The organism is Pseudarthrobacter humi (assembly GCF_024294965.1).
Classification (GTDB): domain Bacteria; phylum Actinomycetota; class Actinomycetes; order Actinomycetales; family Micrococcaceae; genus Arthrobacter; species Arthrobacter humi.
In genome coordinates, this window is sequence record NZ_JANCLV010000015.1 from 48,738 (window position 1) to 71,729 (window position 22,992).

24 protein-coding genes and 1 pseudogene are annotated in these 22,992 nt (G+C 65.0%); 10 read left to right on the plus strand and 15 right to left on the minus strand.

All coding sequences use genetic code 11. The features are described from left to right. Positions 1–8: 8 nt before the first annotated feature. The 5 genes from NFC73_RS17495 to NFC73_RS17515 all read right to left on the minus strand — a co-directional run bounded on the left by NFC73_RS17495 (position 9) and on the right by NFC73_RS17515 (position 5,773). Entirely contained in the window at positions 9–851 is an 843-nt protein-coding gene (locus tag NFC73_RS17495; RefSeq protein WP_254752245.1) for a fumarylacetoacetate hydrolase family protein, read from the minus strand. Beyond that, the gene (locus NFC73_RS17500) at positions 848–2,053 is read right to left on the minus strand and encodes a fumarylacetoacetate hydrolase family protein (RefSeq protein WP_254752247.1); all 1,206 of its coding nucleotides are present in this window, start codon (positions 2,051–2,053) and stop codon (positions 848–850) included. Before NFC73_RS17500 ends, NFC73_RS17495 begins: the two co-directional genes overlap by 4 nt. After that, the gene (locus NFC73_RS17505; RefSeq protein WP_254752249.1) at positions 2,050–3,549 is read right to left on the minus strand and encodes an aldehyde dehydrogenase (NADP(+)); all 1,500 of its coding nucleotides are present in this window, start codon (positions 3,547–3,549) and stop codon (positions 2,050–2,052) included. The genes NFC73_RS17500 and NFC73_RS17505 overlap by 4 nt, the downstream gene beginning before the upstream one ends. Then, complete coding sequence (locus tag NFC73_RS17510; protein WP_254752251.1) at positions 3,546–4,907, minus strand: enolase C-terminal domain-like protein; 1,362 nt, start codon at positions 4,905–4,907, stop codon at positions 3,546–3,548. Before NFC73_RS17510 ends, NFC73_RS17505 begins: the two co-directional genes overlap by 4 nt. Before the next feature lie 134 nt (positions 4,908–5,041). Then, on the minus strand, positions 5,042–5,773 hold the full coding sequence (locus tag NFC73_RS17515; RefSeq protein WP_254752253.1) for a GntR family transcriptional regulator: 732 nt from the start codon (positions 5,771–5,773) through the stop codon (positions 5,042–5,044). Between the two features lie 214 nt (positions 5,774–5,987). Between NFC73_RS17515 and NFC73_RS17520 the strand changes: the two genes are divergently transcribed. Further along, positions 5,988–7,337, plus strand: a complete 1,350-nt coding sequence (locus tag NFC73_RS17520) for an MFS transporter (RefSeq protein ID WP_254752255.1) — start codon at positions 5,988–5,990, stop codon at positions 7,335–7,337. A gap of 98 nt (positions 7,338–7,435) precedes the next feature. Here NFC73_RS17520 and NFC73_RS17525 read toward each other — a convergent pair whose 3' ends face one another. Continuing rightward, positions 7,436–8,431, minus strand: a complete 996-nt coding sequence (locus NFC73_RS17525) for a CapA family protein (RefSeq protein WP_254752257.1) — start codon at positions 8,429–8,431, stop codon at positions 7,436–7,438. Between the two features lie 261 nt (positions 8,432–8,692). Here NFC73_RS17525 and NFC73_RS17530 point away from each other — a divergent pair, with 261 nt between their 5' ends. Both NFC73_RS17530 and NFC73_RS17535 read left to right on the plus strand, forming a co-directional pair. Next, complete coding sequence (locus NFC73_RS17530; RefSeq protein ID WP_254752259.1) at positions 8,693–10,036, plus strand: phosphoribosyltransferase family protein; 1,344 nt, start codon at positions 8,693–8,695, stop codon at positions 10,034–10,036. Between the two features lie 27 nt (positions 10,037–10,063). After that, a pseudogene (locus NFC73_RS17535) lies at positions 10,064–10,252 on the plus strand (peptidase C56); the annotation flags it as partial. Positions 10,253–10,302: 50 nt separating this feature from the next. On the opposite strand, the gene NFC73_RS17540 reads toward NFC73_RS17535, so the two are convergent. The 3 genes from NFC73_RS17540 to NFC73_RS17550 all read right to left on the minus strand — a co-directional run bounded on the left by NFC73_RS17540 (position 10,303) and on the right by NFC73_RS17550 (position 12,488). Beyond that, positions 10,303–11,409, minus strand: coding sequence for a type I restriction endonuclease (locus tag NFC73_RS17540; RefSeq protein WP_254752263.1), 1,107 nt, complete (start codon positions 11,407–11,409; stop codon positions 10,303–10,305). Between the two features lie 140 nt (positions 11,410–11,549). Continuing rightward, on the minus strand, positions 11,550–12,032 hold the full coding sequence (locus tag NFC73_RS17545; RefSeq protein WP_254752265.1) for a hypothetical protein: 483 nt from the start codon (positions 12,030–12,032) through the stop codon (positions 11,550–11,552). A gap of 57 nt (positions 12,033–12,089) precedes the next feature. Then, the gene (locus NFC73_RS17550; protein WP_254752267.1) at positions 12,090–12,488 is read right to left on the minus strand and encodes a GNAT family N-acetyltransferase; all 399 of its coding nucleotides are present in this window, start codon (positions 12,486–12,488) and stop codon (positions 12,090–12,092) included. A gap of 30 nt (positions 12,489–12,518) precedes the next feature. Here NFC73_RS17550 and NFC73_RS17555 point away from each other — a divergent pair, with 30 nt between their 5' ends. From NFC73_RS17555 to NFC73_RS17570, 4 genes are all read left to right on the plus strand, one after another. Next, positions 12,519–12,959, plus strand: a complete 441-nt coding sequence (locus NFC73_RS17555; protein WP_254752269.1) for a GNAT family N-acetyltransferase — start codon at positions 12,519–12,521, stop codon at positions 12,957–12,959. Positions 12,960–12,991: 32 nt separating this feature from the next. After that, positions 12,992–13,468 (plus strand): GNAT family N-acetyltransferase, encoded by a 477-nt coding sequence (locus NFC73_RS17560; RefSeq protein ID WP_254752271.1) that lies wholly within the window; start codon positions 12,992–12,994, stop codon positions 13,466–13,468. Between the two features lie 185 nt (positions 13,469–13,653). Then, positions 13,654–13,965: a thioredoxin family protein gene (locus NFC73_RS17565; protein ID WP_254752273.1), complete on the plus strand. Its 312-nt coding sequence runs from the start codon at positions 13,654–13,656 to the stop codon at positions 13,963–13,965. Between the two features lie 366 nt (positions 13,966–14,331). After that, on the plus strand, positions 14,332–15,831 hold the full coding sequence (locus NFC73_RS17570; RefSeq protein WP_254752275.1) for an HNH endonuclease signature motif containing protein: 1,500 nt from the start codon (positions 14,332–14,334) through the stop codon (positions 15,829–15,831). 54 nt (positions 15,832–15,885) lie between these two features. Here the strand turns inward: NFC73_RS17570 and NFC73_RS17575 are convergent, their stop codons facing one another. Both NFC73_RS17575 and NFC73_RS17580 read right to left on the minus strand, forming a co-directional pair. Then, positions 15,886–16,218, minus strand: a complete 333-nt coding sequence (locus NFC73_RS17575) for a hypothetical protein (RefSeq protein WP_254752277.1) — start codon at positions 16,216–16,218, stop codon at positions 15,886–15,888. 97 nt (positions 16,219–16,315) lie between these two features. After that, on the minus strand, positions 16,316–17,341 hold the full coding sequence (locus NFC73_RS17580; RefSeq protein WP_254752278.1) for an NAD(P)-dependent alcohol dehydrogenase: 1,026 nt from the start codon (positions 17,339–17,341) through the stop codon (positions 16,316–16,318). Positions 17,342–17,463: 122 nt separating this feature from the next. Here NFC73_RS17580 and NFC73_RS17585 point away from each other — a divergent pair, with 122 nt between their 5' ends. Continuing rightward, positions 17,464–18,186 carry a TetR/AcrR family transcriptional regulator gene (locus tag NFC73_RS17585; RefSeq protein ID WP_254752280.1) on the plus strand — a complete coding sequence of 241 codons (723 nt, stop codon included), beginning with the start codon at positions 17,464–17,466 and terminating at the stop codon, positions 18,184–18,186. 14 nt (positions 18,187–18,200) lie between these two features. Continuing rightward, positions 18,201–18,572, plus strand: coding sequence for a VOC family protein (locus NFC73_RS17590; RefSeq protein ID WP_254752281.1), 372 nt, complete (start codon positions 18,201–18,203; stop codon positions 18,570–18,572). Positions 18,573–18,606: 34 nt separating this feature from the next. Here the strand turns inward: NFC73_RS17590 and NFC73_RS17595 are convergent, their stop codons facing one another. The 4 genes from NFC73_RS17595 to NFC73_RS17610 all read right to left on the minus strand — a co-directional run bounded on the left by NFC73_RS17595 (position 18,607) and on the right by NFC73_RS17610 (position 22,182). Beyond that, positions 18,607–19,179, minus strand: coding sequence for an MOSC domain-containing protein (locus tag NFC73_RS17595; protein WP_254752283.1), 573 nt, complete (start codon positions 19,177–19,179; stop codon positions 18,607–18,609). Positions 19,180–19,296: 117 nt separating this feature from the next. Further along, positions 19,297–19,521 (minus strand): hypothetical protein, encoded by a 225-nt coding sequence (locus NFC73_RS17600; RefSeq protein WP_141141716.1) that lies wholly within the window; start codon positions 19,519–19,521, stop codon positions 19,297–19,299. Between the two features lie 316 nt (positions 19,522–19,837). After that, a complete protein-coding gene (locus tag NFC73_RS17605) occupies positions 19,838–21,085 on the minus strand; it encodes a ZIP family metal transporter (protein ID WP_254752285.1) in 1,248 nt (415 codons plus the stop codon). Next, positions 21,082–22,182 carry a multicopper oxidase domain-containing protein gene (locus NFC73_RS17610; protein WP_254752287.1) on the minus strand — a complete coding sequence of 367 codons (1,101 nt, stop codon included), beginning with the start codon at positions 22,180–22,182 and terminating at the stop codon, positions 21,082–21,084. The genes NFC73_RS17605 and NFC73_RS17610 overlap by 4 nt, the downstream gene beginning before the upstream one ends. A gap of 103 nt (positions 22,183–22,285) precedes the next feature. Between NFC73_RS17610 and NFC73_RS17615 the strand changes: the two genes are divergently transcribed. Then, positions 22,286–22,954 carry a metal-dependent transcriptional regulator gene (locus tag NFC73_RS17615; RefSeq protein ID WP_254752289.1) on the plus strand — a complete coding sequence of 223 codons (669 nt, stop codon included), beginning with the start codon at positions 22,286–22,288 and terminating at the stop codon, positions 22,952–22,954. Positions 22,955–22,992 lie beyond the last annotated feature (38 nt).

The window sequence follows — 22,992 nt, forward strand, 5'->3', positions numbered from 1 at the left end:
GTCTCCGTTCATGCGATGAATTCATGGCGCTGCCGCCCCAGCCCGTCAATTTCGATTTCCACAACGTCGCCGGCCTTCAGGTACGGGAACCGCCCGGACAGCGCGACTCCCTCGGGGGTGCCGGTGCAGATGAGGTCGCCGGGCTCGAGGACCATGTACTGGCTCAGGTTCCAGACGATGGTCTCGGCGTCGAAAATCATGTCCGCCGTGGAGGAATCCTGGCGGATTTCGCCGTTGACCCAGCTGCGCAGCCGCAGATTGCCGGCGTCGACCTCGTCGGGGGTGACCAGGTAGGGACCCGTGGGGCAGAACCCCGGTGAGCTCTTGCCCTTGGACCACTGGCCGCCGGAAACGTTCAGCTGGAAGTCGCGCTCGGAGAGATCGTCCACCACCACAAACCCGCCGATGTGGTCCCGGGCGGCTTCGGGAGAGTCCAGGTAGGAGGCGCGTGTGCCGATGATGATCCCGAGCTCCACCTCCCAGTCAGTCTTGGTCGATCCCCGGGGGATCGCCACGGCATCGTCCGGCCCGCTCACCGTATTCGGTGTCTTGAGGAAGATGACCGGATGCTCAGGCGGCCGGGCGCCCGATTCCGCTGCATGGGCGGCATAGTTCAGGCCAACGCAGACGACGGCGGACGGGCGCACCACGGGGGCGCCGTAGCGTACGACGTCGGAGGTGACCTCCGGCAGTGTGCCTGCGGCCAGTGCGGCGGCGGCAGCCGCGGGGCCACCGTTGGACAGAAAGTCACCGTTGATGGCCGGTGTGATGCTCTGGAGCGAGTAGTGCCGGTCCCCGTGGAGCAGGACGGGCTGTTCGGCGCCCGGGGCGCCAATCTGGGCGAACTTCATGAGGCATATTCCTTACGGCTTGATGCGCGGACTTCGCGTTGGGCCTGAAGGTAGCCGAACAGCTGCCGCAGGCCAAACGACCATGCCGGCAGCTCCTCCGCCGCCCCGACGACGTTCACGAGGGCGCCGAGGTGGCGGCTGCGGATGGTCACGGTGTCGCCCAGGTGGTGGGTGAACCCCTGTCCCGGATGGTCCCTGTCCTGTGTCGGCGCGAACAGCGTGCCGGTGAACAGGGCAAAGCCGTCCGGGTACTGGTGGTGCTTCCCAACCGTCGCGGCGACGAGCTCCTCGAACGGACGGCTGATCCGGGACACGGAATTGCGTCCCTCCAGCGAGTAGCCGTCCTCGCCTTCGACGCGGAGCAGGATTTCCTCCTGGCGCAGCGTCTCCAGGGTGAAACCGTCGTCGAACAACCGGATCAATGGACCCAGGGCGCTGGAGGCGTTGTTGTCCTTCGCCTTCCCCAGCAGCAGGGCACTCCTGCCCTCCACGTCGCGGAGGTTCACGTCGTTGCCCAGGGTTGCGCCCACCACTGTGCCGGCCGAGGTGGCAATGAGCACCAGTTCCGGTTCCGGGTTGTTCCAGGAGGAGAACGCAGGGATTCCGACCCCCGCGCCCAGCCCCACCGAGGAGAGCACCGGGGCCTTCGTGAAGACCTCCGGGTCAGGCCCGATCCCCACCTCCAGGTACTGCGACCAGAGCCCTTCGGCGATAAGCACCTTCTTGGCTTCGGCAGCCGCGGGGGAGCCGGGCCGGATGGAGCTGATGCTGCCGCCGAGGGCACGGCCCACCAGTTCCCGCATCTCGGCCGCGCGGCTGGCGTCGCCGCCGCAGCGCTCCTCGATGACCCGTTCGATCATGCTGTCCACAAACGTCACGCCGCAGGCCTTGATGACCTGGAGATCCACGGGCGCCAGGAAATGCGGACGGGCCGCGTCCTGCGTCAGCGACGCGTGGATGATCTCGCTGGTCTTCCACCGGGGCAGCGTCATGGCGGCGCGGACGGCCGCCACGAGATCCGGCCGTTCCAGGAGCTCGGAGACGGTTTCGGCCAGATGCTGGAGGTCGAAGACGTCCTGCTCCTGGACGGCGACCACGCGTGGTCCGCCGGTTTCGACGTCCCAGACCCGGCCGATCAGGAGTGCCCGCGCCGCGTCGTCCGGGAGTACCGAGGCCCCGCCGAGGTCCAGTGCCGCGCTCATGGCCGGACCTCGTTTCCTGCAGTCTGGACTGCGGTCTGTCCCTGAAGGGTGGGCCGCTGCCACGCCCCATCCACCCGCTGCGGGACGCGCCAGGGATTGGCGTCCTGCAGAGGTTCGGGCAGGCGACCCTCCGGGAACGACTGGTAGGCCACAGGCCGGAGGAAGCGCCGGATCGCGGCCGTTCCCACGGAGGTGGTGGCCGATGTTGTGGCGGGGTACGGTCCGCCGTGGTGCTGGGCGTAGCTGACCGTGACCCCCGTGGGCCAGCCGTTCCAGAGGACCCGGCCGCTGATGTCCGACAGCCGCGCGGCCAGTTCTGACACGTCATCCTCCGGCTCCGCCTGGAGCGTGGTGGTCAGCTGTCCCTCCAGCAGTCCGGTGAGTTCCAGGAGTTCCGATTCGTCGCCGTACTCCACCACCAGGCTGGCGGGCCCGAACATTTCCTGCCGCAGGATTGACGGATCACTGTGGACAGCCGCGGACGTCGTGTGGAGCACGGTTGGCGCCGGTGCCTCGTCGAAGTCTCCTTCCACAAGAACCTCCACGCCGGTAGTGCCCCGCAGATCCTGCACGGACTGCCGGTAGCCCTCGTGCAACCGCGGGCTCAGCAGCCGTGCTGCCGCAAAGTCCGCCAGTGCGGCGTTCAGAACCTGCCGGACGCCGTCGGCCTCTCCGACCGGTACAAACAGCAGCCCCGGCTTGGTGCAGAACTGGCCCATTCCCATCGTGAATGAAGCGGCGTATCCGCTGAGGATTTCGTCGCGCCGCACCGCCCAGGCGTTCTCGGTGACGAACACGGCGTTGATGCCGCCCAGTTCGCCGAAGAAGGGAATCGGTTCGGGCCGGGCGGCGGCACGGTTGAACAGTGCCCGGCCACCCGCCGTCGACCCCGTGAACCCGATGGCCTTCACTGCAGGATGGTCCACCAGGGCCTCCGCAGCGGCCCGTCCCGTGACGAGGGAGAACAGCCCGGAAGGTGCTCCGGCGGCATCCAGCGCAGCGATGACAATCTCGGCGGTGCGGAGCGCGAGGTTCCGGTGCCCGTCATGCGCCTTGTGTACCACCGCGCACCCGGCGGCCAGTGCCGAGGCGCTGTCGCCGCCCATCACGCTGAAGGCGAAGGGGAAGTTGGAGGCCCCGAAGACGCCCACGACGCCGATGGGCACGTTGAGCCGGCGCAGGTCCGGCCGCGGGCCCATGCCCCAGTCCGCGTTCGCATGATCGATGGTGGCGTCGAAGTGCTCGCCGTCGCGGACCTCCGTGGCGAAGAGCCTGAGCTGGAAGACCGTGCGCTTGAGCTCGCCCCGGAGCCGCGGCTCGCCCAGGTGGGTTTCCTGGACAGCGGTCTCCACCAGCGCATCGGCGTCGTTTTCCAGTGCTGCTGCTATCGCCTCCAGCCAGGCCGCGCGGGTGCCGGGGTCCGCGGCGCGGCCCTTTTCGAAGGCGGCGTGGGCGGCGTCAACACTCGCGTTGAGGTCATCAACAGTGGTGGTCATCGGTGCGCACCGGCTCCGGTCACGGAGGCGCCCGTCACCGAGCCGCCTGTCACCGCGGCGCGGTCGCCCACTTCGAGCCATCCGGCCCCGGCGGGGAACTCCCAGCGGGCCCGCGCGGCGCTGAGCATTTCGGCGCCGGTGCCCGGGAGTTCCGGGGCGGCGTAGCGGCCGTTGACGATGCGGACCGGCTCGGCGAAGTGCTCGTGCAGGTGGTCAACGTACTCGATCATCCGGCCGTCCTGGCTGCCGGTGATGGCCGCGTAGTCGAAGAACGAGAAGTGCTGGACGAGTTCGCACAGCCCCACGCCGCCGGCGTGCGGGCAGACCGGTACGTTGAAGCGGGCAGCGAGCAGGAGGTTGGCGATGTTCTCGTTGACGCCGCCCACGCGGGTGGCATCCAGCTGGAGGACGTCGATGGAACCGGCCTGGAGCAGCTGCTTGAACACGATGCGGCTGGCGACGGCCTCGCCCGTGGCGACACGGACAGGGGCAACGCCCTTCCGGATCTCCGCGTGGCCCAGGATGTCGTCCGTGCTGGTGGGTTCTTCGATCCAGTAGGGGTTGAACTCGGAGAGCTGGTTGACCCACTCGATGGCCTCGGAGACTTCCCAGCGCTGGTTGGCGTCGATGGCGATGGGGAGGTCGCCCACGGCCTTTCGGGCCAGCGCCATGCGGCGGCGGTCGTCATTGATGTCGCCGCCCACCTTCAGCTTGATCATGGAGAAGCCGTCCGCGGCGGCTTCCTTGCTCAGGCGGACGAGCTTCTCGTCGCTGTAGCCCAGCCAGCCCGGCGAGGTGGTGTAGGCGGGGTAGCCGTCCACCTTCAGGGCGGCGATCCGGGCGGCCTTGCCGTCTTCGCCGGCGCGCAGGATGTCCACTGCCTGCTGGGGACTGAGCGCGTCGCGGATGTGGGTGAAATCGACGACGTCGACGATTTCCTCGGCGGGCATCTCGCTGAGCAGGAGCCACAGCGGCTTGTTCTCGCGCCGTGCCCGGATGTCCCAGAGTGCGCTGACGAGGGCGCCGGCCGCCATCTGCGTGACGCCCTTCTCCGGGCCGAGCCAGCGCAGCTGGGAATCGTGGATGAGCCGCTTCGATGCGCCACCGAGGTCGTAGATCAGTTCATCGATGTCCCGGCCCAGGAGCAGGCCGGCGTAGGCGTCAATGGCGTGCGTGAGGATTTCGTTGCCGCGGCCGCACGTGAACACAAAGCCGTGGCCTTCGTCGCCCGCGTCGGTGCGGATGACGACGTACGCGGCGGAGTAGTCAGGGTCAACATTGACCGCGTCGGAACCGTCGAGCTCCAGGGACGTGGGGAACCGCACGTCCTGGGTGTGGATGGAAATGATGGAGGTCATGGGTTTCTTCTCTCTGGTCAATTCACTTCGTGGACACGATTCCTATATGAATTCTCATAATCATATAGGAATGGCGAACCAGATCAAGTGCCGGAGAAAAAAGAAGCCCCGGCCAGCAGGCCGGAGCTTCGATTTCAGGTGACGATATGCCGTTTTGGTGGCCCGTCGCTCTCCAGTGGTGCGAGGTCCGCCTTGCCTTCGAAGGCCTGGGCGAACCGGGCGAAGGAATTCCTGATGTGCTCGGCCATGGCCTCCTCGGCGCGGTCGGGCTGGCAGGCCGCGATGGCCTCCCGCACGGTGGCGTGCTCGGCGATGGTGATGGCGCCGTCGATGTCTGCCGGGTAGAGGCGGAAGGTGTGCAGGTGGCAATGGGTTTGGGCGAAGGCGTGCTGGACTACCGGGTTCCCCGCTGCCAGCAGGATGGTGTCATGGAAGCGGGTGTCATGGGCCACAAGGTCCTGGCGGGCGTCGCCGCTGGTGGTCTTCAGGGAGTTGCGGATGGCTGACAGTTCCTTCTCCAGGGCCGCAGCCGGGTTGGCGAGGCGGTCCACGGCCGCGGACCGCGCGGCCCACGGTTCCACCAGCAGCCGGAACTCAAAGAGCGACCGCAGCGCGGGCAGGTCCAGCAGGGGTGTGGTGCTGTATCCTCGGCCGGGGCTGTAGACCACCAGGTTGTCGCCCTCCAGCCGTTGCAGCACTTCGCGGACCGGGGTCTGTGAAACTCCCAGGCTGCGGGAGACCGCATCAATATTGATCCGTGCGCCGGGTTCAATATCGCCCTTGAGGATGGAGGCCCGCATGGCGCCGTAGACGTCACTGACGGCTGCCTTGCCTTTGGATGCATCGGATGATTGACGTGGGGGCACGCGGTTACCTCTTTGTGCTGGTTGGTGGAGTCGCTGTGGGAATCATATTCCACGGGCGGGGGCGGGCGGGGTGGGGCGTTTTCGTCCAGAAGTTGCTCTGGATCACATTAACCATATGATTATTCAGATTCCTACATGATCTTGCGCCGGAATCCTCGGCGTCTTCCCCGGTGTCCAGGCACCCGAAAGCCACGTTTACGTCAAAGGAGACGGTATGACTGTCCTAGGCAGCAGGCTCGCCCCCAGTTCTTCCCCCGATCTTTCCTCCAAGGCTCCCCGCACCATGACCCGCAAGCGCTGGGTGATCATCTGGCTCGCGTTCGTGGGGCTCAGCATTAACTACCTTGACCGCTCCAGCCTCAGCGTTGCCCTGCCGTTCATGGGTAAGGATTTTGAGCTCTCGGCCACCCAGCAGGGCCTCATTTTCGCCGCCTTCTTCTGGGCGTACGACTTCTGCCAGCTGGCCGCCGGGTGGTACGTGGACAAGGTTGGGCCGCGGAAGTCCTTCACGCTGGCAGCGGTTTGGTGGTCCGTCTTCACCATGGTCACCGCCTTTGCGCAGAATTTCTGGTCGCTGTTCGCCGCACGGTTCCTGCTCGGTGTGGGCGAAAGTCCGGCCCCCAGCACCGCCGCCAAGGTGGTGGCCACCTGGTTCCCGGTCCGCGAACGGGCCTTTGCCACCAGCATCTGGGATTCAGGCTCCCGTGTAGGTGCGGTCATCGCCCTGCCGATCGTCACGTTGATCGTCGCCTTCACGTCCTGGCACGCGGTCTTTATCATCATCGGTGTGGCCGGCCTGATCTGGGCTGTTGTGTGGTGGAAGGTCTACCGCAGCCCGGAGGATCACCCGACGGCCAATGACGAGGAGCGGGCCTACATCCGGGGAGGCGGTGCCCGGAGCGAAGCGAACGACGACGCCGACGCCGCCAAGCTCCCCTGGCGCTCACTCTTCAAATACCGCACCATCCTCAGCATGATGTTCGGCTTCTTCTGCCTGAACAGCGCCATCTATTTCTTCATCACGTTCTTCCCGAGTTACCTCGTGAAGGAACGCGGCTTCGACCTGCTCAAGCTCGGCCTCTTCGGTGCCATCCCGGGCATCTGCGCGGTGGCATTCGGCTGGCTGGCCGGCTACGTTGCCGACCGGGCCGTCCAGCGCGGGGTCTCGGTCACACGGGTCCGCAAGACCGCCATCGCCGGCGGTCTGATCGGCGGTTCGATCATCATGTTCGCCGCCGTGGTCCCCGAGGCATGGATGGCACTTGCCCTCCTGTCGGTGGCCTACTCCAGCCTCACCGTCGCCGCCACCGGCATCTGGTCGCTCCCCGCGGACGTTGCCCCGAGCTCCCGCCACGTCGGATCCATCGGCGGGCTCCAGAACTTCGCCTCCAACCTGGCAGGCATCTTCACGCCGGTCCTGATCGGTGTCCTGGTGGACCAGACGGGATCCTACGTGGCGCCGCTCGCGGTCATCGGACTGGTGTCGCTGGCCGGAGCGGCGAACTACCTGTTCGTCCTGGGCAAGGTGGAGCCGCTGAAGGTTCCCGCCTCCGCCGCGGCGTAGGCGAGCGGCAGGTTTCGATAAGCTCAACCACCGAGCGGACGACGGCGGGAGGTCCCGCCGTCGTCCGCTCGACGGTGCTGCGGCTTCTTAGAGTGCATCTACCTCCGTGTCCTCGCGCCCGTTGAGCCTTCTCGGATCGAGTCGATCGGGATTTCCAGCACGTTCTCGCCCTCGATCCAGACGCTCCGCGTGCCGAGCTGCTCGCTCAGCCGCTGCATCCGCTCGGCAATTTTCCGCGCGCTCCGACGTGCCAGCCGGGTCTGGAAATCGGTGATTGTCGTCGGATGCAGGCGTAGCTTGCGGGTTTCCAAGAGGAAGATGAATGACTGATCGTTGCGTTCTGTCGGATCCACGGCGTAGTCATCCACGAAGTCGCCGGCGCTATAGATAATGGGCCGGTCCCTGTAGATTTCGACGCCGCGGAAAATATGGGCCGAATGCCCGAACACGACGTCGGCCCCTGCATTTATCAGCGCCCGCGCCAGACTCTGATGCGCGGTCGGGACAGCGGCCCCCCAGTTGGGGCCCCAGTGTGCCGAAACGATCAGCAGCTGGACGCGCCCCTTCGTCCGCCGGACCAGTTCCAGCAGATCCGTCACCCGATGGTCACCAGCATCCACAGGTACGTAGTAGATCCCGGGTGACCGGGCGGTCGCCTCCCAGCCCGGCTCGTTGTCGGTAAAGGCAATGAAGCCGACCGCAGTTGGGCCCACCCGCCGGACCGCCGGCCGCCGGGCAGCTTCAGCGTCCATCCCAGCCCCGGCCCTGAGGATCCCTTGCTGATCGAGGGCCGGCAACATCTCCCGAAGCGCGTCAATCCCGTAATCCAGCACATGGTTGTTGGCCAGCGACACCACATCGATCGCCGCGGACCTCAGGCTCTCTACGTTCTTGACGTCCGAGCGGAAGTGGAACGCCTTGCCCACCACAGGTGTTCCGCCGTCCGCCAGGACACATTCGAGGTTGGCGAACCTGATGTCCGCCTGCCGGAGGACTGGGAGGGCATCGCCCCAGGGATAGGCGGGATCGGCCACTTTCAGCTGCTCGTTCACCAGCCGTCCGAGCATGACGTCCCCCAGCATTGCGATCCGCATGCTCCACCTCCACGTTGGCAGGGCCTTTTCTATCAGGATGGACCGCTTCGTGGTCTGGTGCCAGTTCGGTGGTCAATCCCAAGGGTGCTGCGGTCGATGGCAGGACGCTCGTCGTCGGACGTTCTTTGTACCGAAAAAAACTCTCGCATGGTCCCGATTCTTGAGAGATAGTTGGACCAGGCGGCCGTCGTCGTTCATTCCGTGCTGTTCGCTGGTTTGGACGGGGCCTGCGGCCGCTGTCCTGATGGGATAGTCGCGGCGATGGGCATTTTTGCGGACAGGGCTGATGCAGGGCGGCAGCTGGGGCTGCGTCTGGCGTATCTGCGTGCCCAGGACGCAGTTGTCCTGGGACTGCCTCGGGGCGGCGTTCCGGTAGCGTTCGAGGTTGCGGCGGCCCTTGACGCGCCGCTGGATGTGATCATCGTGCGCAAGCTTGGAGTACCGGTTCAGCCCGAACTCGCGATGGGAGCCATCGGGGAAGACGGCACCTACGCGCTCGACAAGCACGCCGTCTCATTCATGAAGGTCAAGCAGGAAGAACTGCGGGCCGTCGAAAGACAGGAACGGGCTCTGCTCGATGCCCGGGTGGCACGATTCCGGGCAGGCCGGACCCGCATGGATCTGCACGGCCGCGTCGCCGTCGTCGTCGATGATGGGATCGCTACCGGGTTAACTGCCCGGGTGGCATGCAGCATCGCGCGAAAGCTGGGGGCTGCGAGAGTGATCCTGGCCGTTCCTGTTGCCCCTGCCGACGCCCTCGCCACCCTGACGGAGCCGGACGAGGTGGTGTGCCTTGCCACGCCCCGGCAACTCACAGCTGTCGGCTACTACTACCGCAGCTTCTCGCCGACGAGCGACGACGAAGTGGTGTGGCTGCTCGACGCTGCTGCCGAGCGTCTGGAACGTGCGCGTTCGGCGGCGGGAAACCCTGGCCTCGATGAAGACGTGCAGATCCTAGCGGATGGGGTGCGGCTCCAAGGACACATGCACCTTCCCGTGCCGGCTGCCGGAGTGGTGGTGTTCGCCCACGGCAGCGGCAGCGGCCGCCACAGTCCGCGTAACCGATTCGTAGCCTCGACGCTCCAGCGAGCAGGGCTGGGCACCTTGCTGCTTGACCTGCTCGGCCCCGGGGAAGAGCTCGACCGCGCGAACGTGTTCAACATCGAACTGCTTGCGCTCCGGCTGACCTCGGCAACGAACTGGCTTGCCAGCAGGCCGGACACGGCGTCATGCAGCGTGGGATTCATCGGCGCGAGTACCGGAGCCGGGGCAGCCTTGTGGGCTGCGGCCGAACAGGGCGCACGGATCGGTGCAGTCGTCTCAAGGGGAGGCCGTCCGGACCTGGCCGGCGAGAGGTTGGCCCTTGTCCGCGCCCCGACGCTCCTGATTGTCGGCAGTGCGGATCACAGGGTCCTCGAACTCAACCGCCGGGCGAAAGCCCTGATGCGCTGCCCCAACCGGCTGGATCTTGTCCAGGGAGCCTCCCACCTGTTCGATGAACCTGGGACACTGGAGGAGGCGGCGATTCTGGCCAGGGATTGGTTTGTACAGTACCTGCTGCCAGGTGACGGTGGGCGGGCAGCCGAGGGCAGTGTCCCCGCCTGATCGCTCGCTCAAGCAAGAGGAGGACACATGTCTGGGCACAATATTGCAGGCAAGAAGGTTGCTTTCCTGCTGACTGACGGCGTGGAACAAGTGGAGCTGACCAGCACATGGAACGCCGTCAAGGATGCCGGCGGAGAACCTACCCTCGCGGCCCCCAGAAGCGGAACGCTTAAGAGTTACACGGGAACCGAGAACGGCGAGACCTTTCACAACGACCGCTGGAACTCAAGGACGTCCCGCCGTCGTCCGAAGCTGCGCGTTTTCCCTTAGTTGATTGCGGGCGAGGCACTCAAGTAGCTTTTCACGCTCGCGCGCAGGGCCTCGGTGTGCTCGTAGATCTCCTCGAGGGAGGAAATCGGGACACGGGTTTCTTCCCTGTTGTCATCGAAGATCCCGATATACTTCTGCGTCCGGTTGAAGTGCAGGCGCGCGATCGGTTTGCGGTTGTTGTCGTCCAGCAGCACCGCGAAGTAGGACTTGGCATCGCGCTGGACAACGCGGGCCGGCTTGACCTCGCTGCAGACGATGGCGCGGACGATCTGGTAGCCCTCGATCTCCTCAAGGGTGGTCTCGAGGGCTTCGGCGTCGGCCAGGTCGGCTTCGGCCACCGGCGCGCTGGTGACACTTGCGGCCGCGACCTCAGTCTGAGGGAAGCCAGGGGCACCGAGGGCTTTTTTCAGACGCTCGTTGACCTGGTCGTTAAGGAATTGCTTGGACGCTTTTGTCACCAGCGCCGTGAACTGCTCACGCACTTTCTGTGTGTACGCGCCGGGATAGACGCGGCCAGTGAGGAACTTGATCCATTCATCCTCCGGTTCCTTGAACTGCGCTGCCAGGGTCCGCTTCAACTCGCCGATGTACTTCAGTTCACCGGCGGCGCTGATGATCGAATCGAGGTCAAAAACGTCCTTGGACAGCTTCTGCAGCTCAGGGATCAAGGACTCATCGATGTCCGTGAGGTCCAGGACCAGGAACGGCTTCGCGTCCATCCGGTTCGGAGCATCGAGGTCCGTGAAGAACTGGTACAACTCGCCATTGGTGAGGATCGCTATGCGCGCGTTCGTCACGGCGAAATAGCGGAATAGCTGCGACGCGTGCTCGATTTTCACCGGCTCCGAGGACTTCTTGCACTCGATGAGGATCTGGACTTCGCCGTCCTTAACAATCGCGTAGTCGATCTTCTCGCCCTTTTTCAGGCCGACATCCGCGATGAATTCCGGCACGACCTCCATTGGATTAAAGACGTCGTAGCCAAGGATTGTTGAAATGAAGGGCATCACAAACGCATTCTTTGTTGCCTCTTCGGTCTGGATTACCTCTCGCTGCTGGCGCACCTTTGCTGCCAAAGCCGAGAGCTTTTCTGCAAACTCCATTTTTCCCCCTTGAAAAACTGATGGTGATGCTTACCGTAGCGCAGGAATGTCGGAACTCGATGGAATCAAGTCAACCGCTTGCCAACCAAGGTGTTCCTCGCGTTTGCAGGCGTCAGTTCGCCGGGGTGGGCAGGCGGCTTCTACTCGGGTTGGGGTACGTCGGCTGAACCGGTTGAGATTCCGCTCAGCGTGCCAATGTAATCCAGCGTTTTGGGACTGACATGCCGCACCTCCGCTAGCGCTTCCCGAAGAGAGCCCTTCGCAGGGTCACCGAGCGCATCGCGCAGATCCACGACCGTTTCGATGCCTTCACGCTCGAACACTTGCGTGATGTCCTCCACCTGGGCAAGGCGGCCGGGCGATGGCCAGTCGATGACTTCCGAGAGCTTCCCCGAATCGAGGTGCTGGCGGAATCCACTCGTGGTGGCGGCGTCCGGCCATTCCGCGACGAGGGCTTCGACGCGCGGCTTGACGGTTTCGTTGTAGTTCTGCCGGCGCTGGAGCGTGGCATCCACAATGATGGCCCCGATGTGGTCCCAGCCGCGGCTGATATCGGCCGGGGCGTCTGTGCCGGGTGAGTCCGTTGGCGCCGGGGTGTTGGCTGCATCATTATCGGTAGTCATACCTGAATACTTCCATGTGGAGCGCCACGGTGGCTGGTCGGGGCCGTAGATCAGCAGTTAGCGCAGCTGGATTAGTCCAGCAGTGGTGGGGCGGAAACCGCATGCATCGAAGTAGAAACTCTTCAGATGATCGTCGAAGTCAACATGAAGCCACTCGCAGCCTGCTTCCTTTGACTTCCCGGTGGCAACGGCGAGCAGTCTTTTCCCGATTCCCTGCCGGCGGGCACGATGTGCAACCAACGTGTCTTCGATGAACGCGTGCGCTTGGCCGTCCCAGATCACGTTGACGAAGCCTACGAGACCCTGTTCGTTGCGCGCTGTGACCCACCCCAAGCTGAAGCGCGAGAGTCGGCCAGTCCAATCGTCGTCAACGTAGGCATGCTCGAAGCCTTCCGCGTGCAGCTGGTTGATTTCTTCGTTTGTAGCCGCTCCGCGCCATTCAAAGGTGATCGTCATGCTGAACAGCCTTGCAGGTAGTGTGGCCAAATGCTCAACCCCAGCATGACCATCAGACTCGCCGCCGTCAGCGACGCGGACGACGTTTGGCGTCTGGTTCAGGATTTCGCGCCAACCGTCCGGCCTGAGCGGGAAGCTTTTGAGCTAACGTTCCGCGCGCTGGTGGAGGCGTCCCACACGCTCGTTCTCGTGGCCGAACAGGGTTCCGGATCTGTCGTCGGTTATCTCTTGGCCCATTGCCGCGCCACGTTTCTTGCGAACGGCCCTGTCGCCGGGGTCGAGGAGGTCATGGTCGCCGAGCGAGCACGCCGGCATGGTGTGGGACAGGCGCTGATGAATGGAGCCGAGACTTGGGCGGAATCCAAGGGCGCTGCCTATGTTTCGTTGGCAAGTCGGCAGGCCGGCGATTTCTATCGTGCCCTCGCGTATGAGGACGCTGCCACCTTCTATAAGAAGCCACTGACCAGGTGATCAGGGAAGCAAGAGCAGAAGACCTCCCGGAGATGCGCGCCATCGAAGTCGCAGCCGGAGAAGCGTTCCGAACCCTTGGGATGGGAGCCGTCGCCGATGACGCGCCGCCCAGTCTGGAAGCCCTGGCCAACTATCAGCGCGATGGCAGGGCATGGGTTGCCACCGATTCCGGTGACGTGGCGGTGGCTTACATATTGGTTGACCTGGTCGACCGGTTTGCTCATATCGAGCAGGTGACTGTCCACCCGCTTCATGCGCGCCAGGGTCTTGGCGGACAGCTCATCGACGAAGCGGCCCGCTGGGCGGCGATCTTCGGCCTTGATGGAATGACTCTGACCGCTTTCGAAGAAGTCCCTTGGAATGCTCCGTACTACGCCCGCCTGGGATTCCGGCCGGTGCCCGAACGAGAGTGGCCGGGCGGTCTATATCGGATCGTGCAATCAGAACGTGCTCATGGTTTGGATGCCTGGCCACGAATCGTCATGAAAAGGCGCCTCCCAGGAGGCTAGACCGGCAGCCGGTACTGTCCCCCGCCCATCGGGACAACGCTCAACCACCGGCGTTTTGACAGGCTCAACCAGCGGGCACCGGCGACAAGCGGACGACGGCGGGAGGTCCCGGCGTCGTCCGCTTCTCCACATCAGTCACCGCCGGTGAGTCCCGGAGGCTGACGTTGGGGGCGGAGAATGATTCCATGAGGATCGAACTGCTCTACATCGACGAGTGCCCCAACCTTGCTATGGTGCAGGAGCGACTGGAATCAGCCCTGGCCGCCTTGGGGCACAGCGACATTCCGGTGACAATGCGACTCCTGGAGTCCGCGGCCGATACCGCCGGGACGGGATTTGCGGGTTCCCCCACGATCACTCTCAATGGGTCTGATATTTTTCCGGCCGGTGCACGTGCAGACGACCTGGCCTGCCGGATATACGCGACTCCCAGCGGGCTGGCGGGCGTTCCGACGATCAGCCAAATAGCCGAAGCGCTCAAGAACAATGGGCTCTGAAGCCACGTGCTGATGCTCCTGCTGCGGCAGGGTGATGAGCCGCAGGATGCTTCATGCGCTCGGCACCGAACCCGCCTACATTTGCCTTGGGACTGACGTGCCGTAGCTGTGCAAGGGCTGCCCGGAGAGCGGCACCCCGGGTGTGGTCCTCGAGCGTGCCGCGGAGTTCCTCTACAGTTTCGATGCCTTCACGCTCGAACACTTGCGTGATGTCCTCCACCTGGGCAAGGCGGCCGGGCGATGGCCAGTCGATGACTTCCGAGAGCTTCCCCGAATCGAGGTGCTGGCGGAATCCACTCGTGGTGGCGGCGTCCGGCCGAAATCCGTTCTCGCTTGAATGTCAGACCCCCACTAGATGATGGAGTTATGGGAAGCGCAGCGGTGGCGAAGGCATATGAGGACATCATTGCCGCCATTGCCGTGCTGAATTCCGTACTAAACGGGGCTGAAGGATCCAGTTCTGAAGTGTCATCGGAGGCTGATCCTTTGCGTGGCCTGGAGGATACGTGCCTGGACATCCTCTCCGGCGCCGCGGGAGTGGAGGCGCGGGTGGCGGGACTTAAGGCCCGCGCCGCAGTGAAATATGCGGACATCGCCCAAGCCGTCGCTTCACCGGACGCACCGCTCCAGGCACAGGAAATGGCGGTGACTGCGGAGGTCGCCTGCGTCCTGGCGATCGGTGAACGGGCTGCAGGGGCGTTGCTGAACCAGTCGCAAATGCTCACGATTGCTTTGCCGCTGACGCTGTCCGCCCTGCAAGCGGGCACCATCTCGTGGCAGCACGCGCGGGCCATGGTGGAAGAAGCCGCAACCCTTGACTCGGCCGGGGCCGCGGCTCTGGAGGCCCACTTTCTGGACCCGGATGCCCCGAACCCGGCCCGCGGCTGTCCCGCAGGGGAAATGCCGGCGTCCCGGTTCCGTCACCAGGCACGAACGTGGCGCGAACGCCACCACACGGAGAGCATCGAGAAGCGGCACGCAAAGGGTGTCCTGGACCGCCGGGTCGAGTACTCCCCGGACCAGGACGGGATGGCCTGGCTCTCGGCCTACCTCCCCGCGGACCAGGCGGCAGCAATCTGGAACCGGACCACCGCGGTCGCCCGCGGTCTGCAGGGCCCGGACGAGCCCCTGACCCTCACACAGCTCCGCGCTGACGTACTCGCCACAGCCCTCCTGAGCAGCGGTATCCCGGCAGAACATGATCCCGGGCAGGTTCCGCCGCCCCGGGCCCACGTTTTGGTGACGGTCCCGGTGTTTTCCCTGTTCGGCGCTACCGAGGAACCGGCGATGCTTGACGGCTTCGGTCCGATCCCGGCGTCGATGGCCAGGGACCTCGTGGCGAACGGGGCCGATTCGTTCTACCGGGTCCTGGTTGACCCGCGGGACGGGGCGCCCCTGGAGATCGGCCGCGCCAGCTACCGTCTCACCACGGCCATGCGGAACTGGCTCCGGATGCGCGACGGCAAATGCCCCTTCCCGGGCTGTTCCAACCATTCCCTGGACAACGAAGCCGACCACATCCTCGCCTGGCACAAGGGCGGAACCACCGGCATATCGAATTTGGGACAGCCCTGCCCCAAACATCACCGCCTGAGGCACACCAGCACTTGGAGACCCACAGCGGCGAGCAAGAACGAACCACCCGGCTGGATATCGCCCACTGGCCGGCACTACAAGAGCGAACACCAGGACTGGGAACCACCACACTGGCCTACGGAACCAAACCCGGAAGCAATGCCGGAAGCGAGCAGGAACGGGCCCAGGCTCCCAGTGTGGCGTGAAGGTCGCGGTGATGCAGATTTTGTCCACATTGGGCTGTCTCTGGGAGAGGATGGGGTGGAACGGTTCCTCCATTCCACCGCCTGACGGGTGCCCGAGAGCAGCGTTCGCCTGCTCCCTGCACGCCGCGCAGTGCTGGCTTCAGCCTGCCGCCGGGTTTCCGCCGCGGTGATCGCTGTCCCGGAGCCCGGAAATCGGCTGCGCACCGGCGACAGTCGGGCGACGGCGGGACCTCCCGCCGTCGTTCGTTTCCACATGACGCGGCGCCTTCCCGACACTGACGCACGGTGGGATTATTTCAGTATGAGCGAGAAGATCTCTGACGGCCTGCAGGATCACGGCCCACACCAGCACGCCCACGCCGCTCCGACGACGCAACAAATGCGGACCGTAGGTCAACGCCGCCGGGAGGCGGAGGAGAAATTGGAGCACCACCTCCAGGAAGCCCGCCACAAAGACGCTGCGCACTACCATGCGGTGCCTGCGTCCGAAGGGGAGGGGCCGGGGGACAACGAGGGCGAAAGACCCCCAGAAGGGTCCCCAGAGGAGAAGTGATCAGGGGGCACGCTGCTTAGGGGAAGCGGAGGACCACGTTGCCTCGCTTGCGTCCGGTGTCCACGAAGCGGTGGGCCTCGACGACGTCGGCCAGGTTGTAGGTCCTGTCGATGACTGCCCGGTATTTGCCTTCCTCCGCGAGGCCCACAAGGTAGGCGACGTCGTCGGCGGTGTACGTGAGCTTGAGGCCGCCAAAAGTGATCAGCTTGCTGCTTCGGCGGCTCTGTCCTCGCGCGCTGAGCATACCTTTGAGGTCGGCGATGACCAGGAGAAGGGCACCTTCCGGCGCGATGCTCCCTTGCACCCTCGCGAACGGGGCGTTTCCCACGCAGTCCATAACGACGTCGTACGTTGTGCCGTCTGCGGTGAAATCCGCTGCGGTGTAGTCGATGAAGCCGTCCGCGCCGAGTGATTCCACCAGTTCCCTGTTGGCCCCGCTGCTCACGGCGGTGACGTGGGCGCCGAGGTGCTTGGCCAGCTGGATGGCGGCCGTTCCCACGGCTCCGGAGGCGCCGTTGATAAGAACAGTGTCGCCGGTCTTGATGGCCGCCATTCCCAGGAACGTTTTCGCCGTGAGTCCGCCGAAAATCAGCGTCACAGCCTTCTCGAAGCCCATGTTCCGCGGCTTGGCGGAGATGGGCCCCTTCGCCGGAACCGACACGTACTCGGCATGCCCGCCAAACCTGGCGCCGAGCATCGCAATTACCTCATCGCCGGGCCGGAACGTGGTCACGCCCTGGCCGACAGACTCGATCACGCCGGCCACGTCCATGCCGAGGACCCGGGTCCGCGGGCGGAAGACGCCAAGGGTCAGGGCCGTAAGTGCCACGAGTCCCTTGGGGACATTGCGGCTGCGGACGCGGTGGTCGGCGACGCTGACCGTGCTGGCCATGACTTTGATGAGCACCTCACCGGCGCGCGGAGCGGGCTGTGCGATCTCCTCGACGCGGACCACGTCCGGCCCGCCGAACCGGCGGTAGGTCGCGGCTTTCATGGTCCGGGCTCCCGCGGCTGTAGCGGGCGCCGGCTGGCTTGGGTTCATGGTTTAGCTCCTCGATTTTCCTTTGAGGTGTACGACGTACACCTATCTGATGGGACTGACATTAGGTGTACTTAGTACACTTGTCAATGGAAGATGTTTTGCAGCGACGGAAGCAGGGAACAGTGACTCAGCAGATTGCCGAACGCCGGCCGCGGTTGAACCGGGACCGTGTGCTGCAGGCGGCCGTTGCACTCGCCGACGAGGTGGGGATCGGCCCGCTCAGCATGCGCCGCCTCGCTCAGGAACTGGACGTGGTGCCTATGGCGCTATACAAACACGTGGCCAACAAGGAGGAGCTCCTCGACGGCATGGTGGACGTGGTCATCGGCGAGATTGACCCTCCCGTTGCCGGCGCTGACTGGAAGAGCATGGTGCGGCTGCGAGTGCTCTCCGCGAGGCGGGTGCTCCAGCGTCACCAGTGGGCCAGGCGCGTCCTGGAAACCCGCACCAACCCGACCCCCGCCGTCCTGGGCTACATGGACTCGTTCATCGGCATGTTCTTCGCCGGGGGCTTTTCCGTGGACCTCACGCACCACGTGATGCATGCCATCGGAAGTCGGATGTGGGGCTTCACGCAGGAGCTGTTCGACGCCACGGCCACTTCCGATGGCGACGCTCCCGCGCCGGTGGCACCGGAAGTTCAGGCCGCCATGTACCAGGAAATGTCCGCCAACTACCCGAACGTCCTGCAAGTGGCCACTGCTGCCAGCCACGATGACGGCTCGGTAGTCGGCAGCGGCTGCGACGACCAGTTCGAGTTCGAGTTCGCCCTGGACCTCCTCCTCGACGGCATCGAACGGCTGCACCAGCTTCAGTGGGTATCATCGGAACACCCGTCCCTTTGAGAGTGGAGTTACCCATGCAGCTCGGTGCTTTTTCGATCAGTCTCACCGTCAAGGACATCGCGGCCTCAGCGGCGTTCTACGAGAAACTGGGCTTCACCAGGTTCGGCGGCGACATCACCCAGAACTGGCTGATCCTCAAGAACGGCGAGACGGTCATCGGCCTCTTCCAGGGGATGTTTGAGAAGAACATGCTGACATTCAACCCGGGCTGGAGCCAGGACGCGGAAGCGCTGGACTCTTTCACCGACGTGCGCGACCTCCAGCGGGAACTCAAAGCCGCGGGCATGGAGTTCGTTTCCGAAGCTGATGAGGCGACCACCGGCCCGGGGAGCTTTATCGTCGTGGATCCGGACGGCAACCCGGTGCTGGTGGATCAGCACGTCTGACCGGCCGGCGGCCGACTCTCTGTAGGGCGGCGTGCTAGGGCAGCCGCGAAGCCCGCAGCAGTGTTGCCTCGCCGGCTCGCTCCGGCTCCAGCGGCACGGGGCTGACCAGCACGGCCTGTCCTCGGTGCAGGACGCCGTCGGAGATTACCCGGCAGCGCACGCCGCCGCGCCCACGCATCGCTTTGTGCGCCCCCGGGGTGAGCATCTCATCCATCCAGACGCAGGGGTGGGCGGGCCGCCCGGCCGTGAGGCGCACCAGGTCTCCTTGGGATTCCAGGGCAAAGTCGTGCCCCAGGAGCGGAGCCAGGTGGGCGCCTCGGAGCACAACGTTGCGCCGGGTCAGGAGCGGGTCCAGCTGTGCGGTCCCCAGCTCCGCAGCGATGGCCTCAAGTGACTCGATGGCAAACACGGTGACAGCGGCGTCCATATGCGCGGCCTTGCCGAAAAACCGATCCCCAATGATGCCCTTGCCCGCCACGAACTCCACCCGCCCGGCATCCGTCGTGGGGACATCCGCGGCACCCTCGCGGGCCCGGCCGAAGTAGGCGTGCACCGGCGACACCAGGAGATGCAGGACCTCCACGCCGTACCGATAGGTTTCAGTCATGCCACAAAACTACTCCGCCGCGCGGGGGCTTAAGTGTCCGTTCGCGCAGTGGGGAACGGCTCCAAACGCCAGCGGACGACGGCGGGATGTCCCCGCCGTCGTCCGCTCGCCTTACTGCTATGCGGGGAGATCGCGCCTTTCGTGTGTCTGCCCGTAGGGGACATCGCGGCTGACGGCGACCGTGTAGTCGGTGTAGCTGTGCTGGGTGACCAGGATGCCGTGGCGGCTTTCCCTCATGGCGTGTTCGCGGGCCATTTCCACGGCGGTGTTGAGGTCGTTTTCGACCGTGTCAGGATCATGGGCTGTGATTGCCAGGACAAGGTCAGAGTGGCGCTTGATCATGGTGGTCTCTTTCTCGGCGGGATCCCGGGACTCTGGGGAGGCACAGGCTTCCGGGGCCGGGCGTACCCGGGGAGGCGGAAAGCGGTGGTTCCAGAGGGGTTGCCCGGCATCTCTGATGGGGCGGTGGCCGGCCGAATTGTCCGGCGGGCTGGATCGGCGGAAGCATTTGTTCCTGCGGATCTGTAGCCAGTGTGCCTGAGGCGGTGGCTCCGGGGCAATAGGCACGCCGAAAAAATCGGGGGAACCCAGCGAAACGTCAGAGTACGACGGCGGGTGGTACCGCCGTCGTCCGCGCCTGGCCCAGGCCTGTTCTGGGCTAAGCCTGGACGAGCAGGCCGGTGGCGAACATCAGGCCCATTCCCAGGACGACGCCTGCGCCGGTGAGCGGGGTGAAGGTCTTGCCTGCGGGGTCCTTGAGCATTGGCAGGAGTTTGACGGCCACCTGGGCGACAGCCCCGGCTCCGATGCCAAGCAGGAAGGCCGCAAGGGCCGGCTGGTACACGGTCGCTCCGAGTAGGGCGCCGGCGGCCGCGGGCGCTCCTGCGATGAGTCCCAGGATTGCCAGGCGGCCCAGGCCAGGGGGCTGCTTGGCGAGCGGGGTGACGATCGCCAGGCCCTCGGTGGTGTTGTGGATGGCGAAGCCGACGATCAGGGACGCGCCCAGGGCGAGCGAGCCCACCGCGTACGCGGATCCGATAGCGAGGCCTTCGCCGAAGTTGTGCAGGCCGATGCCGATGGCGATCAGCAGTGCCAGGCGCTGGGGCGCCAGACGCTGGGGCGGCAGGGCTGAAGGTTGGCGGGCGGTAGTCGAGTTCTGGTGCCGGCGCATCCACGCATCCGTTCCCTCGAGGATGAGGTAGGCGGTCACGGCGCCGAGGAAGACGACCATGGGGCCGCCGAACGCGCCGCTGCCGGCCACGAGTCCCACGGCTTCGAGGGTCGCGTCGATGGCCAGGAAGGCCAGCAGCCCGACGGTGACTCCCAAGAGGACGCGGACCCAGGACGCGGACGAACGGCGCACGAACGGCATCCACAGCATTCCCAGGGCCACGGGTATCACGCCAACATAGATCCCCATGAGCAACATGAGTCCGAAGAAGGAGCTGCCGCGCTCCGGACTCAGGGCGGCCGCGTCAATAACCGCCGGGATCTTGCCGCCGTTCGAGGTCACCAGGGCCACCTCGTAGGGGTCACCTTCCACCCAGTTGTAGATGATGGTGAGGGTGGTGGACTCCAGCGGCGCCATGGTTTCCCGGGTCTGCGTGAACACGGCGTAGTAGTCCGAGACATTGACCTGCGCGATGGACACCGGATCCGGTCCCTCGTTCCGGACGGTGATGGTGATCTGTCCGGCCGTCAGGCGGACGTCTTCGACGGCAACCACCTCCTTCGGCGGAACACCCTCGGAGAGTTTGTTGAGACCGGGTGCGTTGAGCAGGGTGAACAGCCCCAGCAGGATGGCGATCAGGACCAGCGGCCCAATGCCGAGCAGCCACCGAGGGACCGGCGGCCGCCTGTGGGGTGCTGCGGCCAGGGCGTCAGCCGACTTTTCGTCAAGGCTCATGATGGGCTCACCTCGAAGAAGCCCATCCAGCCCAGTTCAGCGAACTCGGTCTTGTGGGCGTGGAACATGTACTTGCCCGGGTACGGGAAGCGGATCTCCACAATGCCCCGCTGGCCCTGTACCTGGGAGATGGTGTCGGTGTATTCACTGGGAGTCAGCATGGTGCCGGTGGGGTAGTAGTGGAAGAAGTTTCCGTGGATGTGGAATGAATTGACGGGGTCATATTCCAGGACGTTGATCAGGTGGATCCGGACCAGCTCGTGCTGCTTGACCTGGACAGGGAAGTCCATGAAGTGGAAGGGCAGCCCGTTGACGGAGTAGAACTCGTTGTCGTCGCCGCCGTCGGTGTTGTAGCCGTTCATCACCATGACCATCTCGTTGTCGGCTTTCGGCCGGCCTTCCTTGGGCTCGATGATGAAGCCGCCGTAGAGGCCCTTGGCGATGTGCGGGGCCAGCGGTGACTGGTGGCAGTGATAGAGGTGGGTGCCGAACGGGGTGGCATCGAATTCGTAGGTGAAGCTTTGGCCCGGGGCGATGGACCCGGCGCCGATCCCCGGGGTGCCGTCCATCTCTGCCCGGTGGATCCCGTGGAAGTGGATGGTGTGGAGGTGTGCGCCAGCGTTGGTGAAGTGGATCCTGAGGGCGTCGTCTTCCTGCGCCCAGAGGGTCGGACCGGGGATCCGGCCGTTGTAGCTCCAGCCCGGGAACGTCACGCCCGGGGCGATCTCGAAATCTTTGTCCACCGCGACGATGTCCCACTCCCGGAGGGTGCGGCCGTCCGGAAGAGTGCTGGTTTTGCCTCGATCGAAATCGTGCAGGATCGCGGTCGGGTCGATCCCGGCGCGGTCCGGCGGGACGGACCCGCCGGCGAAGCCTGCGTGACCGGCATGGTTCGCCGGGTGGCCGGAGTCAGTGCGGGGCGAGCCAGTGCTCGCCGCTGAGGAACCGTCCGTGGAAGTCTTCGCCGCCTGACCTGAGACCGTGCCGTGCCCGGCATGGTGCCCGGGATCCTTGGAGTTCAACGGCACCCATCCGACCAGCGCAGGCGCCGCGGCGAAAGCCGCCGCTCCTGCGAGCATGGCACGGCGCGTCGGCATCGTCTTTCCTTCGGTTTTCGGCGCGCCGTCCATTTTATCTCCATTGATCAAACACTTTTGTTAGGCCAGTCTAACATTCATGTTCGACTGGTAATATGGGGATATGACCGTCTCCGAGCTGACAGCTTCCGCGCAGGACTACCTGAAGATGATCTGGTCCTCAACGGAATGGGCAGAGGCTCCCATCACTGTTGGCGCCATGGCCGAGCGGATGGCGGTGAAACCGTCAACCGTTTCGGACGGCATCCGTCGGCTGGCAAAGCAGGGCCTGGTCACCCATGCCCCCTATGGCAGCATCGAGCTGACGCCCGCCGGCCGGGCACACGCCGTCGAAATGGTGCGCAGGCACCGCCTCCTGGAGACATTCCTCGTGCAGATTCTCGGATACGGCTGGGATGAGGTGCACGACGAGGCCGAGATCCTCGAACACGCCGTTTCCGACACCATGATCCGGCGCATCGACGAGAAGCTTGGCCACCCCACGAGGGATCCACACGGAGACCCCATCCCCTCGGGGAATGGGCTACCGCACCCCCCGCAAGGGGATCCCCTGACATCCGTGGAACCGGAACGGACGGTCACCATCACAAGAATCTCGGACGCGGATCCGGACATGCTCCGGTACTTCACCCAGCTCGGGCTGGGACCGGACACCAGGCTCCAAGTCTTGGCACACCGCCCGTATGCGGACGTGACCACGATTCGGGTCGGGGACCGCGACGTTGATCTGGGCCCCTCCGCAGCAGAATCCATCTGGGTAGTGGCAAATTAAAGGGCCCTCCGGACGGCGTTCCGGGTTGGCCCGTCTAT

Coding starts and splice junctions, on each gene's coding strand:
- NFC73_RS17615 (WP_254752289.1), top strand. CDS start 22,286: ATGACCGTCTCCGAGCTGACAGCTTCCGCGCAGGACTACCTGAAGATG.
- NFC73_RS17560 (WP_254752271.1), top strand. CDS start 12,992: ATGCGCGCCATCGAAGTCGCAGCCGGAGAAGCGTTCCGAACCCTTGGG.
- NFC73_RS17595 (WP_254752283.1), bottom strand. CDS start 19,179: ATGACTGAAACCTATCGGTACGGCGTGGAGGTCCTGCATCTCCTGGTG.
- NFC73_RS17505 (WP_254752249.1), bottom strand. CDS start 3,549: ATGACCACCACTGTTGATGACCTCAACGCGAGTGTTGACGCCGCCCAC.
- NFC73_RS17500 (WP_254752247.1), bottom strand. CDS start 2,053: ATGAGCGCGGCACTGGACCTCGGCGGGGCCTCGGTACTCCCGGACGAC.
- NFC73_RS17600 (WP_141141716.1), bottom strand. CDS start 19,521: ATGATCAAGCGCCACTCTGACCTTGTCCTGGCAATCACAGCCCATGAT.
- NFC73_RS17570 (WP_254752275.1), top strand. CDS start 14,332: ATGGGAAGCGCAGCGGTGGCGAAGGCATATGAGGACATCATTGCCGCC.
- NFC73_RS17610 (WP_254752287.1), bottom strand. CDS start 22,182: ATGCCGACGCGCCGTGCCATGCTCGCAGGAGCGGCGGCTTTCGCCGCG.
- NFC73_RS17550 (WP_254752267.1), bottom strand. CDS start 12,488: ATGACGATCACCTTTGAATGGCGCGGAGCGGCTACAAACGAAGAAATC.
- NFC73_RS17555 (WP_254752269.1), top strand. CDS start 12,519: ATGCTCAACCCCAGCATGACCATCAGACTCGCCGCCGTCAGCGACGCG.
- NFC73_RS17545 (WP_254752265.1), bottom strand. CDS start 12,032: ATGACTACCGATAATGATGCAGCCAACACCCCGGCGCCAACGGACTCA.
- NFC73_RS17565 (WP_254752273.1), top strand. CDS start 13,654: ATGAGGATCGAACTGCTCTACATCGACGAGTGCCCCAACCTTGCTATG.
- NFC73_RS17590 (WP_254752281.1), top strand. CDS start 18,201: ATGCAGCTCGGTGCTTTTTCGATCAGTCTCACCGTCAAGGACATCGCG.
- NFC73_RS17495 (WP_254752245.1), bottom strand. CDS start 851: ATGAAGTTCGCCCAGATTGGCGCCCCGGGCGCCGAACAGCCCGTCCTG.
- NFC73_RS17605 (WP_254752285.1), bottom strand. CDS start 21,085: ATGAGCCTTGACGAAAAGTCGGCTGACGCCCTGGCCGCAGCACCCCAC.
- NFC73_RS17540 (WP_254752263.1), bottom strand. CDS start 11,409: ATGGAGTTTGCAGAAAAGCTCTCGGCTTTGGCAGCAAAGGTGCGCCAG.
- NFC73_RS17580 (WP_254752278.1), bottom strand. CDS start 17,341: ATGAACCCAAGCCAGCCGGCGCCCGCTACAGCCGCGGGAGCCCGGACC.
- NFC73_RS17575 (WP_254752277.1), bottom strand. CDS start 16,218: ATGGTAGTGCGCAGCGTCTTTGTGGCGGGCTTCCTGGAGGTGGTGCTC.
- NFC73_RS17525 (WP_254752257.1), bottom strand. CDS start 8,431: ATGCGGATCGCAATGCTGGGGGACGTCATGCTCGGACGGCTGGTGAAC.
- NFC73_RS17520 (WP_254752255.1), top strand. CDS start 5,988: ATGACTGTCCTAGGCAGCAGGCTCGCCCCCAGTTCTTCCCCCGATCTT.
- NFC73_RS17530 (WP_254752259.1), top strand. CDS start 8,693: ATGGGCATTTTTGCGGACAGGGCTGATGCAGGGCGGCAGCTGGGGCTG.
- NFC73_RS17510 (WP_254752251.1), bottom strand. CDS start 4,907: ATGACCTCCATCATTTCCATCCACACCCAGGACGTGCGGTTCCCCACG.